This window comes from Streptomyces sp. SDr-06 (assembly GCF_003324565.1).
Taxonomy (GTDB): Bacteria; Actinomycetota; Actinomycetes; order Streptomycetales; family Streptomycetaceae; genus Streptomyces.
This window is the reverse complement of record NZ_QOLA01000020.1, coordinates 91,931-107,750: the sequence shown is the minus strand read 5'-3', so window position 1 is coordinate 107,750 and position 15,820 is coordinate 91,931. Positions and strand designations below refer to the sequence as shown.

General features: G+C 70.6%; 13 protein-coding genes and 1 pseudogene. 8 read left to right on the top strand and 6 right to left on the bottom strand.

What is annotated here, in order from left to right:
• The first annotated feature begins 2 nt into the window (after positions 1–2).
• Both DT019_RS30600 and DT019_RS30595 read left to right on the top strand, forming a co-directional pair.
• The gene (locus DT019_RS30600) at positions 3–4,130 is read left to right on the top strand and encodes a hypothetical protein (protein WP_114040206.1); all 4,128 of its coding nucleotides are present in this window, start codon (positions 3–5) and stop codon (positions 4,128–4,130) included.
• Positions 4,131–4,139: 9 nt separating this feature from the next.
• Positions 4,140–4,994 (top strand): hypothetical protein, encoded by an 855-nt coding sequence (locus DT019_RS30595; protein WP_114040205.1) that lies wholly within the window; start codon positions 4,140–4,142, stop codon positions 4,992–4,994.
• A gap of 16 nt (positions 4,995–5,010) precedes the next feature.
• Here the strand turns inward: DT019_RS30595 and DT019_RS30590 are convergent, their stop codons facing one another.
• Positions 5,011–6,000: an aldo/keto reductase gene (locus DT019_RS30590; RefSeq protein ID WP_114040204.1), complete on the bottom strand. Its 990-nt coding sequence runs from the start codon at positions 5,998–6,000 to the stop codon at positions 5,011–5,013.
• Between the two features lie 106 nt (positions 6,001–6,106).
• Positions 6,107–6,694 (bottom strand): flavodoxin family protein, encoded by a 588-nt coding sequence (locus DT019_RS30585; RefSeq protein WP_114040203.1) that lies wholly within the window; start codon positions 6,692–6,694, stop codon positions 6,107–6,109.
• 239 nt (positions 6,695–6,933) lie between these two features.
• On the opposite strand from DT019_RS30585, the gene DT019_RS30580 reads away from it, so the two are divergent.
• Positions 6,934–7,656, top strand: a complete 723-nt coding sequence (locus DT019_RS30580; RefSeq protein WP_114040202.1) for a TetR/AcrR family transcriptional regulator — start codon at positions 6,934–6,936, stop codon at positions 7,654–7,656.
• Positions 7,657–7,947: 291 nt separating this feature from the next.
• Here the strand turns inward: DT019_RS30580 and DT019_RS30575 are convergent, their stop codons facing one another.
• Positions 7,948–8,415, bottom strand: coding sequence for a MarR family winged helix-turn-helix transcriptional regulator (locus tag DT019_RS30575; RefSeq protein ID WP_114040201.1), 468 nt, complete (start codon positions 8,413–8,415; stop codon positions 7,948–7,950).
• A gap of 101 nt (positions 8,416–8,516) precedes the next feature.
• Between DT019_RS30575 and DT019_RS30570 the strand changes: the two genes are divergently transcribed.
• Positions 8,517–9,728 carry an amidohydrolase family protein gene (locus DT019_RS30570; protein ID WP_114040200.1) on the top strand — a complete coding sequence of 404 codons (1,212 nt, stop codon included), beginning with the start codon at positions 8,517–8,519 and terminating at the stop codon, positions 9,726–9,728.
• 138 nt (positions 9,729–9,866) lie between these two features.
• Here DT019_RS30570 and DT019_RS30565 read toward each other — a convergent pair whose 3' ends face one another.
• Positions 9,867–10,640 carry an isocitrate lyase/phosphoenolpyruvate mutase family protein gene (locus tag DT019_RS30565; protein ID WP_114040199.1) on the bottom strand — a complete coding sequence of 258 codons (774 nt, stop codon included), beginning with the start codon at positions 10,638–10,640 and terminating at the stop codon, positions 9,867–9,869.
• Positions 10,641–11,158: 518 nt separating this feature from the next.
• On the opposite strand from DT019_RS30565, the gene DT019_RS30560 reads away from it, so the two are divergent.
• The gene (locus DT019_RS30560) at positions 11,159–12,532 is read left to right on the top strand and encodes an FtsW/RodA/SpoVE family cell cycle protein (RefSeq protein WP_114040258.1); all 1,374 of its coding nucleotides are present in this window, start codon (positions 11,159–11,161) and stop codon (positions 12,530–12,532) included.
• Between the two features lie 29 nt (positions 12,533–12,561).
• On the opposite strand, the gene DT019_RS30555 is transcribed toward DT019_RS30560, so the two are convergent.
• Entirely contained in the window at positions 12,562–12,975 is a 414-nt protein-coding gene (locus tag DT019_RS30555) for a hypothetical protein (RefSeq protein ID WP_147267364.1), read from the bottom strand.
• 405 nt (positions 12,976–13,380) lie between these two features.
• Between DT019_RS30555 and DT019_RS30550 the strand changes: the two genes are divergently transcribed.
• Together DT019_RS30550 and DT019_RS40810 are read left to right on the top strand one after the other, a co-directional pair.
• Entirely contained in the window at positions 13,381–14,109 is a 729-nt protein-coding gene (locus DT019_RS30550) for an MgtC/SapB family protein (protein ID WP_114040197.1), read from the top strand.
• 182 nt (positions 14,110–14,291) lie between these two features.
• Positions 14,292–14,417 carry a hypothetical protein gene (locus DT019_RS40810; RefSeq protein ID WP_262985350.1) on the top strand — a complete coding sequence of 42 codons (126 nt, stop codon included), beginning with the start codon at positions 14,292–14,294 and terminating at the stop codon, positions 14,415–14,417.
• 559 nt (positions 14,418–14,976) lie between these two features.
• Here DT019_RS40810 and DT019_RS40455 read toward each other — a convergent pair.
• Positions 14,977–15,192 (bottom strand): hypothetical protein, encoded by a 216-nt coding sequence (locus tag DT019_RS40455; RefSeq protein WP_223279844.1) that lies wholly within the window; start codon positions 15,190–15,192, stop codon positions 14,977–14,979.
• 136 nt (positions 15,193–15,328) lie between these two features.
• Between DT019_RS40455 and DT019_RS41120 the strand changes: the two are divergent.
• A pseudogene (locus DT019_RS41120) lies at positions 15,329–15,721 on the top strand (NucA/NucB deoxyribonuclease domain-containing protein); the annotation flags it as partial.
• Between the last annotated feature and the right edge of the window lie 99 nt (positions 15,722–15,820).

The window sequence follows — 15,820 nt, the reverse complement described above, 5'->3', positions numbered from 1 at the left end:
CCATGGACAGCATCCGGTGGACCGTGCTCCCCGACGGCGTGGCCGACGGTGACGCGGTACGCGTCTCCGTCCTGGTCAGCCCGAGACTGACCGGCATCACCCGGCTCGGGGCCTCCGACCTCTTCACCGACTGGCCCCGCCACCTGGCCGCCCTGCTGCCCTCGCTGTGGCTGGAGTTCGACGCACCCGCGCAGACACTGGTCAAGGAGTGGCAGCCCACCGGCCGCTACCCGGCCGCCGATTCCTCCCTGTGGCGCACCCTGTTCACCGACGACACCTTCGTACGGCCACCCCAGGCACCGCCCGCGCTCGCCGCAACGGCTCGCCAGACCCTGCGGTCCTATCCGGGAAAGCTGGTCCATGACGAGATCACCGGTCTCTACGCGGCCGTCGCCGTGGACACCACGCGGAGCAGGCTGCGCCGCGCCTGGGCGCGGGAGGAGCGGCTCCTGTGCGAGGAGCCGCCGACGGACCACCGAGGCTGGGAGCATCCCCCGCTGTTCCGGCTGACCGGCATGATCTCGGAGCCCGTTCTGGGTCTCGGCAGGGATCTCAAGTCCGGATACGCCGCCGTGGACGCCGCGCTGTTTCCACGCGACTCCGTTCCCGCCGTCGGAGGCGGCGCCGACCACGCGCCCGTCTGCATGGACCGCACGAGCGCCCCGTACACCGACGCCAAACGACTGCTCGCGCTGGCCGAAGCGGCGCGCTTCTACCACCGCGGCACGGCACCGGTCAGTCTCGCCGAAGCCCCGCAGAACCGCGTCGACTTCCACGACGCGTGCGCTCTCCTCGGCGACTATCCGGAACTCCAGCGCAGGTTCGGGCTCGTGCTCGACCTGAGGTTCCCGGTGCCCGCCACGGTCGCCGACGGCGCGCGGATCCGGGTGCGCTTCGACGACCGGGCCGCCGGCGCCGCGCAGCTCAACGCCCCGGAAAAGCGTCCCTGGACACAGCTGCGCTTCACCCGGGGCAGTGTCTTCGCGGCAGCCGACGGCGGCCTGATCAGCGGCCGCATGCTGAACCTCGGCGCCCCCGACACGTGGCATCTGACCGAGCTGGACGTGGACGGCGCGGCTCTCAAGCACCTCGACTACGCCCGCACCGTCGACACCATGCGCAGCGACCGGCTGCCGACCGGCACGGGGTCGGTCGCCGAACTCCTGGTGAGCACGGCCACCCCGGCCGCCCGGGGCGCCGGGATCACGCTGCTGCACACGGACCGCGACCGGCATCTCGCCGGACTCATCGGAGCCGACCGCAGCCGCCAAGGCGCCACCGGGGACCTCGACCTGACGTCGCAGGACCTGGTCCGCGGCTACCGCGTGGACATCGGCACCCTCGACCCGGCCACCGGGCGGGTCACCCAGTGGCGCTCCTTGCTGCGGCGCCGCGGCAGCTACACCATCCGCCGCCCGGGGCAGCCGCCCGTCGCCGTCCCGGTCGGCCCGGACGAGGGCCTGGTCCGCGCCAGCACGGTGACGGTCGACGCCGCCGACGACCGCCAGCTGTACGGGCACCAGGCCGTGTTCGGCTGGCACGGCTGGAGCCTCGCGGCGCCGCGCCCCGGCCGGACCATCGGCCTCGACGACCAGCCGCACGCCCCCGCCCCGCCCGTCTCGCCCGACGTGCCGCTGGACACCACGTTCGTGCCGGAGCCGGGCTCACTGCCCGCGCTGCGCTACGGCCGCACGTACCGCATGCGCGCCCGCGTGGTCGACCTGGCAGGCAACAGCCTGGACCACACGGCGACCACACCCGACGCCGTCCACTCCGACGCCCTCGCCTATGGCCGCTGGGAGCCGGTGCCCCAGCCGGTGGTGGTGCCGCTGTTGCCGTTCAATGAAGGAGAGTCCACCGAGCGGCTGGTCATCCGCAGCACCGTCACCGACGACGACCGTCCGGTCTCCACCGACGCGTACGCGGCCCTGCGCTCCAACGTTCCCGACCACGCCGCGCACTCCGCGGTGGACGGCCTGGACCGCCGGTACAAGCCGGTCTCCGAGCGCCATGTCGCACCGCCCAAGACGGCGCTCCAGATGGCCGAGGAACACGGCGTGTTCGACCCGGTCTTCGGTGCGGACAAGCCCCAGCGGCTGCGCGAGGAGTACTTCGAGGCCGCCTCCCGCGAGTCCGGGTCGTTCCTGGACACCGTGGTCCGCGACGCCGAATGGCCGCACAGCGAGCACGACCTGCTGCAGGAGCAGGAGATCCACGTCGCCAAGCACTCCGTGCACGACCCGGACCCGCTCACCGCGCTGCCGCTGCCACGGCGCGGTGCCGGTCTCAAACGCGGCGAGTACGTGGTGCACAGCGGCGACCAACTGCTGCTGCCCTACCTGCCGGACGTGCTCGCCGAAGGCGTCATGCTGCGCGGTCTTCCCGGCGACACCGAGAACCGCAAGATCCCCTTCCCGGGTCCGTGGCCACAGGCCAAGCCGTTCCGGCTGCGCGTCAACGAGGGCACGGGCGAACCCGAGTGGCGCGACGGCCTCCTGGAGCGGGTCCTCGACGTCTTCCTCACCAAGGGCGAGGTCGCGACCGTCCGGCTCAGCTGCTACCTCGACCCGCGGAAACTGCCGCTGCTGCGCCAGTGGAACCTGCTCACCGCCTCCTCGTACTGGGCCGGCCTGCCCGACACCGACCGGTCGTTCGTGACCCGGGCCAGCGCCGACGGCGAGAACTGGATGCTCACCCCCTGGGTCGAACTCACCCTGGTGCACGCGGTGGAGAAGCCCGTGCACCGGCCCGAGCTCAGCCACCTCACCACCGCGCGCGACGCCGGTCAGACCGCGGCTCGCCTCAGCGGCCACCTGACCAGTCACGCCGAAAGCACCGGCCACGTCGAGCTGGACGCCTCGTGGAGCGAATGGCTCGACGACGTGACCCAGCCCGCACCCAGCCGTACCGAGGGACACACCCACCTCGAAGACATCACCCTGCGCGCCACCGAGGACGCGGCCGCGGTGAGCCGCACCCACGAGTTCGGCGACACCAGACACCGCAACGTGACGTACACGCCGACCGGCGTCACCCGGTTCCGGGAGTACTTCCACCCCAGCATCACGGAGGACCGCGCCAACGTCACCCGGGTCGGCCCCGGCTCCGACCTCGTGGCGGTGCCCAGCTCGCGCCGCCCCGAGCCGCCGTCGGTGGCGTACGCCATGCCGACGTTCCGCCGCCGTCGGACCGTCGACGACCAGCACGGCACGGTGACCCAGAGCCGTCACTCCGCCGGGCTGCGCGTCCACCTCGACCGGCCCTGGTTCTCCTCCGGCGACGACGAGATGCTGGCGGTCGTCCTGGACCCGGGCACCTCGCTGCCGGACACGTATGCGACACGGTGGGGCGTGGACCCGGTCTGGGGCGACACCACACGGCTGCCGAGCCCCACGGCCGCGCACTTCCCCAACGCGGCGAAAGTACTCACCGGGCTGCGCCTGGCCGAGTCGCCCGACACGGCTCCCCTCCTCGTCGACGCGGTGGCCTACACGCCCGTCTACCACGAGGAACGGCGGCTGTGGTACGTCGACATCGACGTGGACTTCACCGGCACATCCGGCAGCGACACGGCGTACTTCCCCTATCTGCGCCTGGCCCTCGCCCGCTACCAGCCCTTCTCCGTCGAGCCGTTGCAGCTGTCGAAGGTGGAACGGGCCGAGTTCGCCCAGCTCGTGCCGTTCCGGTCGGTCACAGGCCACCGGGACGGCGACAGCCTCACCGTCAAACTGACCGGCCCGGCGCCGTACAACGAACTGGGCGAACTCAGCGGCGCGAACGCGGTCGCGGCAGGCGCGAGCCGCCGGGTCGTCGTGTCCCTGCAGAGCCGGGCGAGCCTCAATGAGGACGACATGGACTGGCAGCAGGTCGGCGCCCCGGTGGAACTGACCTGCCGGGCCGACGGCACCGGGTTCGCCTGGACGGGCGGGCTCACGCCGCCCGGCGGACAGTTGCTCACCCTGTACCGGTTGCTCGTGCAGGAGTACGAGCTGTACCGGACCGACCAGGACACGGCCACCGACACCGTCATCGTGAACGGAACCGCCCTGCCCGCCGCGCGGCGCCTGGTGCACGCGGACCACTTCGGCCTGACGGTCGGCCTGCTCGGCCGCATCGACTTCGCCCTCTAGGAGCACAGCATGCGCCGACTGCCCCTTCCGGCCTGCCTGCTGGCCGCGCTGCTGGCCCTGGTGCCCGGTGCGTCCGCGACCGGCGCCCCGGCCGGCCGGTCCAACGATCCACAGCCGCACCGCGGCGGCGCCGCGATCACGACGACCGTCAGCGCCACCCTGTTCGACTGCACGGCGGGCTTCGCGGTGCGCCGGGTCGAGGACGGCAAGCGCGCCATGGTCACGGCCGGGCACTGCTCCGACGCCCAGAGGGGCGTCCCCGTCGTCTCGGGCCAGACCCCCTACGGCAGCGTCGCACGGGCCTTCTTCGACGACGGAGCTGACACCGGGCTGATCACCGCAACCCCCGCCAAGCCGCAGGTGTACGCCCCGACCATCTGGACCGACGGCGGCCCCGCCGGTGAGCCAGTGGCCCGCCGGGTGCTCGGCAAGGCGGACGCGCCCGTGGTCGGACAGAAGGTGTGTGTGAGCGGCCAGGTCACCAAGCTGCTCTGCGACGTGGAGGTGTTCTCGCTGAGCGAGGGCAAGGAGTGCGAGGACAAGCCCCAGCCGAGACGCTGCACCTTCGGCCTGGCGATCGCGGTGAAGGAACACACCCAGGTGTCTCAGGCGGCCGATTCCGGGGCCCCGGTGTTCGTGCCGGTCGACCAGGTCGTCGACGGACATCCCGTGCACGGCGCGGTGATCGTCGGAATGCTGGTGGCGGGCGGGCCGCGCGTGCAGCACGGGCGGGAGGACCTGTTCGTCTTCCACACCGTGAAACAGATCGAATGCGCGCTGAACGTCAGCGTGCTGACGACGGCCGACGCGGAGTCGGGCGACCCGACCCCACCCGCGCCCCGGGACTGCCGCGCCCCGGTATGAGAGGGCCGGACCGCTCTCAGACCCACGTGGGCACGTGCCCCTCGGCGTAGCGGGCGCCGAAGCCGCCGTGGGGCAGGATCTCGTCGATGGCTTTCAGGTCGGCATCGGTGAGGGTGAGGTCGACGGCCCGTACGTTCTCCTCGATGCGCTGCGAGCTGCGGGTGCCTGGGATCGGCACGACGTGTTCGCCCCGGGTCAGGAGCCAGGCCAGGGCAAGTTGGGAGACGGTGGCGCCTCTTGTCGCCGCGAGGGCCGCAAGCCGGTCGACCGCTTCGATGTTCTTCTCGAAGTTCCCTGGCTGCCAGCGCGGGTCCACGCTGCGTATGTCGCCGCCTTCGTACTGGTCGGCGGGCCTGGCGGTGCCGGTGATGAACCCGCGGCCCAGGGGCGAGTAGGCGACGAAGCCGATGCCGAGCTCGTCCAGGACGGGCAGGAGTTGCTCGGCGTCCCTTTCGAACAGGGAGTACTCGGTCTGCAGAACGGAGACCGGCTGCACGGCGTGCGCCCTGCGGATCGTCTCGGGTCCGGCCTCGCTGAGGCCGAAGTACCGCACCCATCCCGCGTCGATCAGCTCCTTGACCGTGCCCGCGACGTCCTCGATGGGCACGTCGGGATCGACCCGGTGCTGGTAGAACACGTCGATGTGATCCGTGCCGAGGTAGCGCAGGCTGTTGTCGGCGACCTTGCGGATGTTGTCGGGGCGGCTGTTGAGAGGGCCGCCGATCCGCTCCGCGGGCACCGCCATGTCGACGCCGAACTTGGTGGCCAGGACCACCTCGTCACGGAAGTCCCTGACCGCCCGGCCCACCAGCAGCTCGTTGGATCCGGTACCCCAGCCGTACATCTCGGCGGTGTCGAAGAAGGTGACTCCCAGATCGTGGGCGCGGCGGAGGGCGGCGATGCCGGCCGCCTCGTCGGTGGGTCCGTAGGCCATCGTCAGGCCCATCGCGCCGTAGCCGATGGCCGAGACCTCAAGGCCCTGGCTTCCCAGGGTCCGATGCTGCATGGCTCGCTCCTTGGAGAGATTCCAGTGCCGCCCCCGCCGACGCCTGCCCGTCAGCGAGCGTGGGCGGGAGCGGCACTGGAGGGGTATTTTCTGGCGGCCGTTGGGGTCAGAGCGCCGCGGTGACCAGTCCGGTGCGGTGGATACGGGTCTGCTCGGCGACGCGGCGGCCGAGGTGGCGGGCGGTGTTCACATCGGCGTCGTCGACCGCGGGAGTGTCGTTGAAGCTCTGTGCGCCGGCGCCGAGGTAGAAGCCGAGGCGGTTGTTGTCCTGGGGGCTGGAGGTGGTGGTGTTCCAGCCAGGCAGCAGGCCCAGGCTCACCCAGAGCATTCCGTGCTGGGCGGCCAGGAGTGAGAGGTACTGAAGGGTGTGCATCTTGTCGCCGCTCATGGAACCGGAGTTGGTGAACCCCGCGGCAAGCTTGTCGCTCCAGGCCCGGGTGCTCCAGCGCTTGCTGGTGGCCTCGGCGAAGGCGTGGAACGCCCCCGACGCGGTGCCCATGTAGGTGGGGGTGCCGAAGATGATGGCATCCGCGGCGTCCATCAGGTCCCAGTCGGCATCGCTCAGTGAGGCGACGTCCACGCGCTGGGCCCGCGTCCCGGCCAGGGAGCGCGCACCGTCCTCGACGGCCGCGGCGAGCTGCGCGGTGTGGCCGTAACCGGAATGGGACGCGATGACGATCGATATGTCGGACATGGGTATTCCTCCTGCCGCCTTGGCGGCGTGCTCGGTGCTGTGTCGGTGGACGATGAGTCGTCTCGCCGCGGCGGGCGGCCGCGCCGCTCCATGCCTGGAGTGCCAGAGGCCGGAGCCATGGCGAGGCTCACGTCCAGCTGGCGCGTGGCTGCGCCGACCACCCTCGGCCGGATCGACGTTACGGTTTGAACGTTATCACCGATAGAACACCGATGCGCAAGATGCGATATCGTTGTTTCATGAATGAGGGACGACGCGCCGCACGGCACCAGGTACTGCAGGTGGCCGCCAAGCTTTTGGAGGAGGGCGGCAGCGAAGCGGTCTCCACGCGGGCCGTCGCCGCGGCCGCGGGCATCACGGCTCCCGCGCTCTACCGGATGTTCGACGACAAGGACGGACTCCTGGCCGAGCTGGCCGCCTACGGATTCGAGATGTACCTGACCGAGAAGCGCGAGGCGCTGACACTGTCCCCCGACGACCCCGTGGGCGACCTCTACCGCGGCTGGGACCTGCACGTGGACTTCGGAGTGCAGCACCCCGCGTTCTACATGCTCATGTACGGCACCGCCCAGCCCGGCCGGCGCCCGCCGGCCGCGGACGAGGCGCACGCCCTGCTGGTGAGACTGCTGGGCCGGGTGGCCGAGGCCGGGGCCCTACGGGTTCCCGTGGAGCAGGCGACCCGCGTCCTCCACGCGGCGACGACGGGGGCCACGCTGGCGCTGATCGGCGAAGAGCCTTCGGAACGGGACCTGACCACGTCGGCACGCCTGAGGGACACCGTCATCGCGTCGGTCACCACGGACTCGCCCGACCCGTCGGGCTCGGACCTGGCCTCGCGCGCACTCGCCCTCGATGCCGCACTTCAGTCCGCCACCGAGTCCTCGGCCGAGGCCACCGGGGTACCGCTGCGGGACACGGAGACGGCTCTGCTCCGCGAATGGCTCCAGCGCCTGGCGGGCTGAACCGACCACCTCCGCTCAGTCGGCGGAATCAGCCGATCACGCCTCCACGCAGCGGGAGTTGAGCCGCGAGGACCGGCCACACCGCCTTCCGCAGCCGGTCGCCAACCCAATCAGCGCCCCGCGAACTCACCCCCATGACCTCATCACCGGAATGCCGCAGGGACGACCAACTCGCCTCCCCACCAGCCGACTTGAGACGCTCGCTCGACGCCGCACAGGGAACGCGACACCCCCGCGGACACCTCGCCTCGCGCGAGCGCTCCGCTGCGACGCGGCCGCGCGAGACCTCCCTCAGTCGCGGCCCGCGGCCCGCCTCCTGGACCACGCGGTGGCGTCCGCGCCGTAACGGACCAAGAGGCGTGCGAACTGGATGCGTTCCTCCGCCGACCAGGCCGCGGTGATCTCCTCGAACGCCGCGCGCTGTTCAGCGGCGAAGCGGTTCCGCTCGGCCTCGCCGTGCTCAGTGAGTTCGAGCACGGTGCGGCGCCCATCGGCCTGGGATGCCGCCCGCCGCAGCAAGCCCTCCTGGATGCAGGCGGCGACGGTACGGCTGGCCACCGGCTGGGCGATGCCCATCTCGGCGGCGAGACCACCGACGGTGGTCTCGCCCGGCGCGTCGGCGATCACATTCAGGACGAGATTGCGGGAAAGATCCTTGCCCGAAGCAGGTGCGCGACGTCGCAGACGGGACAGCGCTGGGCCGATCTGGCCGAGCGCCAGGTCGTCGGGGTCCTGATCAGGGGAAAAGGCACTGCTCATGGGGCCGAGTCTATCCCGCATCACACATTTGCATGCCTGCCGATAAGTGCATAGCATCAGGTATGTAAATGTTGCCCAGCAAGGAAACGAGGCGGGCCGCCATGGCAACCGCGATCACCAACGCCCACGTCTTCGACGGGGAGAAGTCGCTCGGCGTGCAGACCGTGGTCATCGATGGCGGAAGGATCACTCGGGTCGGCGGGGACGCTCCCTGGGGCAGCGAGATCGTCGACGGTCGCGGCGCCACCTTGCTGCCGGGACTCATCGACGCCCATGTGCACTCCGCCCCCGGGTCCCTGGCCCTCGCCCTGCGGTTCGGAGTGACGACCGAACTGGAGATGCAAGGGATGAACACCCGGGAGAACCGGGGCCACATCACCGACGACGACACGGTGGCCGATGTGCGCTCGGCCGGATTCGGCATCACACCGCCCGGTGGCCACCCCAGCGAGCTGATGCCCGAGGGGTTCCGGCCGAAGTGGGATCTCCCCCCGGTGATGCCCCTGATGCCGTTCTCCACCACTCCCGAGGAAGCGGCCGCCTTCGTCCCTCAACTCCTCGGCCGCGGGTCGGACTTCATCAAGTTCATGATCGACGACGGCAGCGTGGAGGGACACCCGGGGCTGCCCTCGCTCGACCAGGCCACCGTGAACGCGGGGGTGGCAGAGGCCAAGAAGTACGGCGCCCTCACCGTGGCCCACGCGCTCACCGTGGAGGCCACCACAATGGCCGCGGAAGCGGGCATCGACGGCCTCGCCCACGTGTTCATGGACCAGCCGCACACGGCCGAGATCATCGACGTGATCAAGGACGCGGGCATGTTCGTCATTCCCTGCATCAGCCTCAACGCGTCGATGATGGGCATCACCGGCAGCGAACTCGCCGACGACCCTCGGGTCGCCGCCCGCCTCGACAGCAAGTGGGACCAGACGCTGCGGTCCAGCTACAACCGCTACCCGCAGGGCAAGCTCGACGACGTGTACGACACCGTGCGCGCCCTGGACGCCGCCGGTATCGACGTGCTGGCCGGCACCGACGTATCCATGCCCGAGACGTTCTTCGGGGGCCTGGCACACGGAGCCAGCCTGCACCACGAACTGCAGTACCTCGTGGCCGCCGGCCTCACCCCCGCACGGGCCCTGCGCGCAGCCACGGCGACCACGGCGCGCCGCTTCCGCCTCAGCGACCGGGGTCGCATCGCGGAAGGACTGCGAGCCGACCTCCTGCTGGTCGACGGCGACCCGACCAGCGACATCGGCGACACCCTCAACACCCGCGCCGTCTGGCGCCGCGGTACCCGCCTGGCGGCATGACCGCAGGCCCCGTACAGCGTCCGGGAGGGAAACGAGCGGGCTCTTGCGCCCCGATCGCGGCCGATCGCCGTGCGCGTACGGCGAGTTGGCCCGACAGGTGCTCGCCCAGGGGCGGACCCGCCGGAGGCCTTGGGGGTCTCATCCCCGCCGGCCCCGGTGGTTGCGCACGAGCCGCTCCTGCATCACGGGATAGGACGTCGCCGCGGGTGGGGTGCCGCCGTCGCGTACGTCCACGGCCGCGCGCACGGCGGCATCCATCGCGGCGCGGTAGGGCAGCGATCCGGTACTGATGCGCCGCACACCCAGCCGGCCCAGCTCCGCCACGGAAAGCGTGGGGTGGGCCAGGATGTTGACCGGCGCCTCGATGGCGCCGGTCAACTGGCGCAGCTCGGAGGGATCGGTGGCCCCCGGGATGAAGATGCCGTCGGCGCCCGCCGCTTCGTACGCGTGGGCCCGCGCCAAGGTCTCCTTGACCGTGGCCTGCTGGCCGAGCCAGTACGTGTCGACCCGGGCGTTGACGAAGAGGTCGGGCGCGGCGTGCTTGATGGCGGTGATCTTGGCCGCGTGCAGCGCGGGATCAATCAGCCTCTCGTCGGTGCTGTCCTCGATGTTGATGCCGTCGACGCCGAGGCTCACGGTGTACGCCGCCACATACTCGGGGTCGTCGTCATAGCCGTCCTCGATGTCGGCGGAGACATAGAAGGAGGTGCCCCTCAGTCTCTGAGCGAGAGCCCGGGTGGCCTGCCTGCTGGCCCGGCCACCGTCGGGACTGCCACCGGAGGCGGCGACGCCGAAGCTCGTCGTGCCGATGGCGGGGAATCCCGCGTCGGCGAAGGCGAGCGCCGAGGCCACGTCCCAGGCGTTGGGCAGCAGGAGCGGGGAGTGCTGGTGGTGGAGCTCTTTGAACGTCATGTTCGTGACGACCTTTCGGGCAGGCCCCGCTTCCCCGGGCACGGACTGGGACAGGTGGAGACGAGCATGCCAGGTGGGGTGGTCGGGGTTCGCCGGGTGGCGCAAACGTGCCAGGGCGTCCGTCCGCACGGGCCGTCGCCGTGCCCGGGCCGCCCCACCGAACAACCACGATCGGCCAAGCCCCGCCTTCCGCCGCGAGCAGGGACGTCCTTGGGTCGCCAGGGGCTGAGCGGCTCGGTCCGATCCGCCCCGAGTCCGCGGTTTCGGCCGATGAGGCGTACCGTAGCTCTAATTAGTTGCATAATGGCGCAACTCGGCAAGTGTCTATGAGGAGAGCCCCGCAGGGACCGGCTCAGGCTGCCTGTTGCCTCGCGGTGCGTTCATGCCGCGGGCACGGGGGCGTGATGTCCCGGTCTGCGGTTCTCCCAGGGTGGGAGGTTTCTGTGCGGGGGCTGACGAACGCGACCCGGTCGCGATTCACAAGCGGTGCGGAGCCGGAGGACGACTTCGGGCGCACCATGTCGTTCGCGGCGCTCGCGCAGGCGCCCAACCGGCGGCGCACCGAGGCCTGGCTGCTCGGCTTCGTCGTACTGATCACGGTCGGCGGCTACACCTGCACCAGCCTGTCCATGGACGGTGGGCTGCCCTCGGGGCTGCCCGGGTTCGCCGTCGCCGTCTTCCTGCTCGCCGTGGTACCGCACCTGGCGGTGCGGCGCTGGGCGTCCCGGGCGGATCCGTTGATCCTTCCGCTCGCCCTGCTGCTGACCGGACTCGGCCTGGTGCTGATGCACCGGCTCGACATCACCTACGCGGCCGAGCCCCGCCTCAGGATCCCCCAGGCCGGCAGCGGACAGCTGATGTGGACGGTGATCGGGGTGGCCGTCTGCATCGGCGTGCTGCTCGCCCTGCGCGATCACCGCTGGCTGCAGCGGTACCTGTATCTGATGATGGCGGTGGCCCTGGTTCTGTTGATGGCCCCGGCCTTCTTCGGCGCGGACCAGTTCGGCGCCAAGCGGTGGATCATGCTCGGGCCGCTGAGCGTGCAGCCCGGCGAATTCGTGAAGGTCATGATCGCGGTGTTCTTCGCCGGCTATCTCACGGTCAACCGCGACGCGCTCGCACTGACCGGGCGGCGGTTCCTCGGCATGCGGCTGCCGCCCGGGCGGCAGATGGCGCCGATCGCGACGATCTGGGTCCTCAGCCTGCTGGTGCTCATCTTCGAGCGGGACCTCGGCACCTCGCTGATCTTCTTCGGCGTGTTTGTGATCATGCTGTACATGGCCACCGAGCGGACCAGCTGGGTGGTGTGCGGTCTGCTCATGGCCGTCGTCGGGGCCGGAGTGGTCGGCTCGATGGAACCGCACGTCCACGGCCGGGTCGTCGCCTGGCTCCACCCCATGGACGCCTTCACGCCCGCCGGACAGAAGGCAGGGATCTCCGAACAGCTCGGCCAGGCCCTGTTCAGCTTCGGCAGCGGCGGCATCACCGGCACGGGCCTGGGCCAGGGCCATCCCGAACTCATCGGCTTCGCCGGTAACAGCGACTTCATCCTCACCACCGTCGGCGAAGAGCTCGGCCTGGCCGGGGTGATGGCCGTCCTGCTTCTGTACGCGCTCCTCGCGCAGCGCGGACTGCGCATCAGCGTCCTGGCCCGCGACCCGTTCGGCAAGCTCCTGGCGGCCGGCCTGTCCGGCGCACTGCTGCTCCAGGTGTTCGTCGTCTCGGGCGGCGTCATGGGCCTGATCCCGCTGACCGGCAAGGCGCTGCCGTTCCTGGCCAAGGGCGGATCGTCCATGGTCGCCAACTGGCTGATGGTCGCCTTGCTGATCCGCATCAGCGACAGCGCCCAGCGTCGCCGCGAACCGGCTGGGCCGTCCCCGTCGGAGCCGTGACATCCCGCATTCTTGTGCGGGATGCGCCCTCATGCAGGGTCGCGGCCCTTGGTGGTACGGGAGGGGGCTGCCCAGTCCAGCGCGAAGGCGGCGAGCCAGGCGAGCCAGAGGGCGGCCGGCAGCTCCACCAGGAACGCCATGCCCAGTGCCACGTACTGGGCACCGCCGTCTTCCGACGTCGCCACGTCGAACCAGGCGTCCAGGACCAGCAGCGCGGCGGTGGCCGAAGCCACCGGCGAGACCGTCCGGACCTGACGCGCCAAGAGGACGGCGGTTGCCACCAGGCCGGTTGCCTGCAACAAGTCCATCCCGACCCAGGACACCGACCAGTTGCGCACCTGGGTCTGACCGTCCAGCCAGAATCCCAGCACCACCGTCCAGGCCAGCAGAACCGCGGCGGTCACCAGCAGGACCCGAGCTATGACCCGAGGCGCGAAAGGCATGGAGGACGGTCCCGTCTACTGAAAAGCCACTGTGCCTGGCCGACTCTATCGACGGCTCTTCAGGGGCATGCTCGACGGCCGCTGGAGCCGGTACCGCCTTCGCCCGGCCTCTGGTCAGCGGCGCAGACCGTATAGACCGCCTGAGGCGCGTGCTGTCGTCTACTATCTTTGCGTGGAGACGCAAGTTCCCTGCGGATGGACGGTCCCGCCGCACGAATGCGACGTCGGGGCAGACCCACTGACCCTGAGGGCGCCGGTGGGGAGGCGGAGGACATGGATCACCGTCACAGTGGACAGGGCCAGCATCGGCCCCGACTCCGTTCGTCACCGTCTTCCGGCATGCCGTAGCCGACAGCCCACCGTGCGCGGCGTCCGCCGGCCCGCACAGGGCGAGAGGAGGCCGCCATGGCCGAGCTGACCACCTTCGACTTCGCACTCCGGCTCGCCGCGGGTGTGGGCTGCGGCGCACTGATCGGCATCGAGCGCCAGTGGCGCGCCCGCATGGCCGGGCTGCGCACCAACGCGCTGGTCGCCGCCGGGGCCACCTTGTTCGTCCTGTACAGCGAGGCGGTCGGCGACGCGGGCAGCCCCACCCGGGTCGCCTCGTACGTCGTGTCCGGCATCGGCTTCCTCGGCGGCGGTGTGATCCTTCGCGACGGTGCGTCCGTACGCGGGCTCAACACCGCCGCCACCTTGTGGTGTTCGGCCGCCGTCGGGGTCCTCTCCGCCTCCGGACGCCTGGGGCTGGCCCTCATCGGCACGGGCGCGGTCCTCGCCGTCCACCTGACGCTGCGCCCCGCGGGACGCCTCATCGACCGCGTGCCCCAGCACGACCCCGACACCGAAGGCGTACGGGCCACCGTGCACCTCGTCTGCGACCGCGGCGAGGACGCCCACATCCGCGCCCTGCTCCTGCAAGCCATGGCGGGCAGCGGACTCGCCCCCACCGGCCTGCGCGTGCGGCGCGAGGACGACGACACCACGGAGCTGCGGGCCGTCGTCGCGATCAGCGGCGATCCCGCCCGAGCGCTGGAACAGCTCATCGCCCGCCTTTCACTCGAACCCGGCATCCACGACCTCCACTGGCACCTGGACGCCACACCCACCGACACCGAGCGCGACGCGGTGGCCTGAACAGCAACAGACACGCAAGCCCCCGGAACGCCGAGCCATCCAGTTCGCGGCCAGACCTCTCAATGAACAAGCGTCAACCTGGTCGGTCGCCGAAACCACCGCGCCGCCCTCGGCCCGGGAGGGGCCGGGCGTCACCTTCATCGCGGGCGGGACGGCGCGGCCATCCTGGAATCGCACGCATCGTGCTCGTGCCGCTCGCCGAAGCCGTCGCCTGTGGCATCGAAGCGACGCGGATGCTCGACCGTCGCGGGAATGCGCCGACCTGGGAATCGGGTCCGGAAATGCCGAGCAATACCGATGCCGGATGATGATCCCATTCCCGGAACCCACGCCGGGAATGGGCAGCCGGGCACCCTCATCCCGAAATCCGCGACCGCGGCGGCCGAAAACCCGCCCTCTGCCGCTATGCGGACAATGAGTTACGGACAACGATTTCGGCACCCTCCACCTGCGCAGAAACCCCGCAGCCAGCACACAGAAAACGCCAACTCCCCCGCCCCGCCGACCGAAAGAAGCCCCCGCGGCCCAACTCGGCGTCGACGTTCCCAATTTCACCCCAGAACCATGGTCCCGCCCTATCCGAGCGAAAGGACCATGATCGGTGAAAGCGATCAAACGAGGGGGAATCCTACTGGCCGCACTCGTCGCGGTCAGCTCGGCATTCACGGGAGTCGCGTCGGCGGACGTCGCGCCCACGCCCCGGCCCCACCACAGCGCCACCGCCCAACTCACCCCGCTGACAAGGCAGAACGTCGCCCCCAACGCAGCCGTGACCTGTACCGTCGGCCAAGTCAGAACGGACCGCACCAGCTCGTGCGCCTCCGGCGGTCTCCGCGTCGACTTCTACATCGAGCCCCAGCACCAGTATCAGGGCAGCGCCAACTTCGCATGGACCTCGAACGTCCAGCTCGACGCCCGCAACCGGCACCGCTGGACCGACAAGGTCACCCTCCGGCTGCTGTCCACGACCGTCGCGGCCGCCGAACTCGGCGTCGCCACCATCACGGAAACCTGCGGCCACTGCACCGCCACCGGGGGCACCCCGCAGATCACCACCCTGGGCACGACGCGGAATTGGGACATCGTCATCGACTCCCCCGGAGCCGTCACCAACACCGACGCACAGGCCCCGCACCTCACCTACGAGGCGGCCCCGTACACGCCGGTCAGCATCGATCTCGGCCCCAAACTCGACGTGCGGTGCGACAACACCCCCCGCATGAGCCCTGCCGCCGCGGGGGGTTGCGTCTACCCCGACTACACGCCCACCTACGACATCTCCGTCACCGGCCCCTTCGACCAGGTGGCCTGGCACATCGACTGGGCCCAGCACAACCTCAAGAACCACTGGGGATGGCAAGGTCACGGCCCCGCGCTGACGCGCACCATGGACCAGGCCCTGATACGCGCCAACCGGCGCACCGCGTGCCCGTCCTCGATCCCGCGCCCGCCCGGAAAGAGCTGCGACGAATACCCCTTCGCCTCCACCCACCAGGGCGCCAGCGTCAATCCGGACTTCTCCTGCCACATGGTCCCGGCCGCGCAGAACCGCCTCGAAGGTCGCGCCCGGCAGTCCTGGTACAACACCAACCGGCTTCTGGAGAACGACAAGTTCTGGGTCAACGTCACCAACATCCCGACCGTCCGCAGCGACGCCGCGATGCGCCCGCTGGTCCAGTGCCCGTATCACCAGACGCGTAGCGTAAGCCCC

Excerpts from the sequence above, each read along its gene's own strand:
- DT019_RS30555 (WP_147267364.1), bottom strand. The coding sequence starts at position 12,975 with ATGCCTTTCGCGCCTCGGGTCATAGCTCGGGTCCTGCTGGTGACCGCC.
- DT019_RS30585 (WP_114040203.1), bottom strand. The coding sequence starts at position 6,694 with ATGTCCGACATATCGATCGTCATCGCGTCCCATTCCGGTTACGGCCAC.
- DT019_RS30560 (WP_114040258.1), top strand. The coding sequence starts at position 11,159 with ATGTCGTTCGCGGCGCTCGCGCAGGCGCCCAACCGGCGGCGCACCGAG.
- DT019_RS30575 (WP_114040201.1), bottom strand. The coding sequence starts at position 8,415 with ATGAGCAGTGCCTTTTCCCCTGATCAGGACCCCGACGACCTGGCGCTC.
- DT019_RS40455 (WP_223279844.1), bottom strand. The coding sequence starts at position 15,192 with ATGTCCCAATTCCGCGTCGTGCCCAGGGTGGTGATCTGCGGGGTGCCC.
- DT019_RS30565 (WP_114040199.1), bottom strand. The coding sequence starts at position 10,640 with ATGACGTTCAAAGAGCTCCACCACCAGCACTCCCCGCTCCTGCTGCCC.
- DT019_RS30550 (WP_114040197.1), top strand. The coding sequence starts at position 13,381 with ATGGCCGAGCTGACCACCTTCGACTTCGCACTCCGGCTCGCCGCGGGT.
- DT019_RS30580 (WP_114040202.1), top strand. The coding sequence starts at position 6,934 with ATGAATGAGGGACGACGCGCCGCACGGCACCAGGTACTGCAGGTGGCC.
- DT019_RS30600 (WP_114040206.1), top strand. The coding sequence starts at position 3 with ATGGACAGCATCCGGTGGACCGTGCTCCCCGACGGCGTGGCCGACGGT.
- DT019_RS30595 (WP_114040205.1), top strand. The coding sequence starts at position 4,140 with ATGCGCCGACTGCCCCTTCCGGCCTGCCTGCTGGCCGCGCTGCTGGCC.
- DT019_RS30590 (WP_114040204.1), bottom strand. The coding sequence starts at position 6,000 with ATGCAGCATCGGACCCTGGGAAGCCAGGGCCTTGAGGTCTCGGCCATC.
- DT019_RS30570 (WP_114040200.1), top strand. The coding sequence starts at position 8,517 with ATGGCAACCGCGATCACCAACGCCCACGTCTTCGACGGGGAGAAGTCG.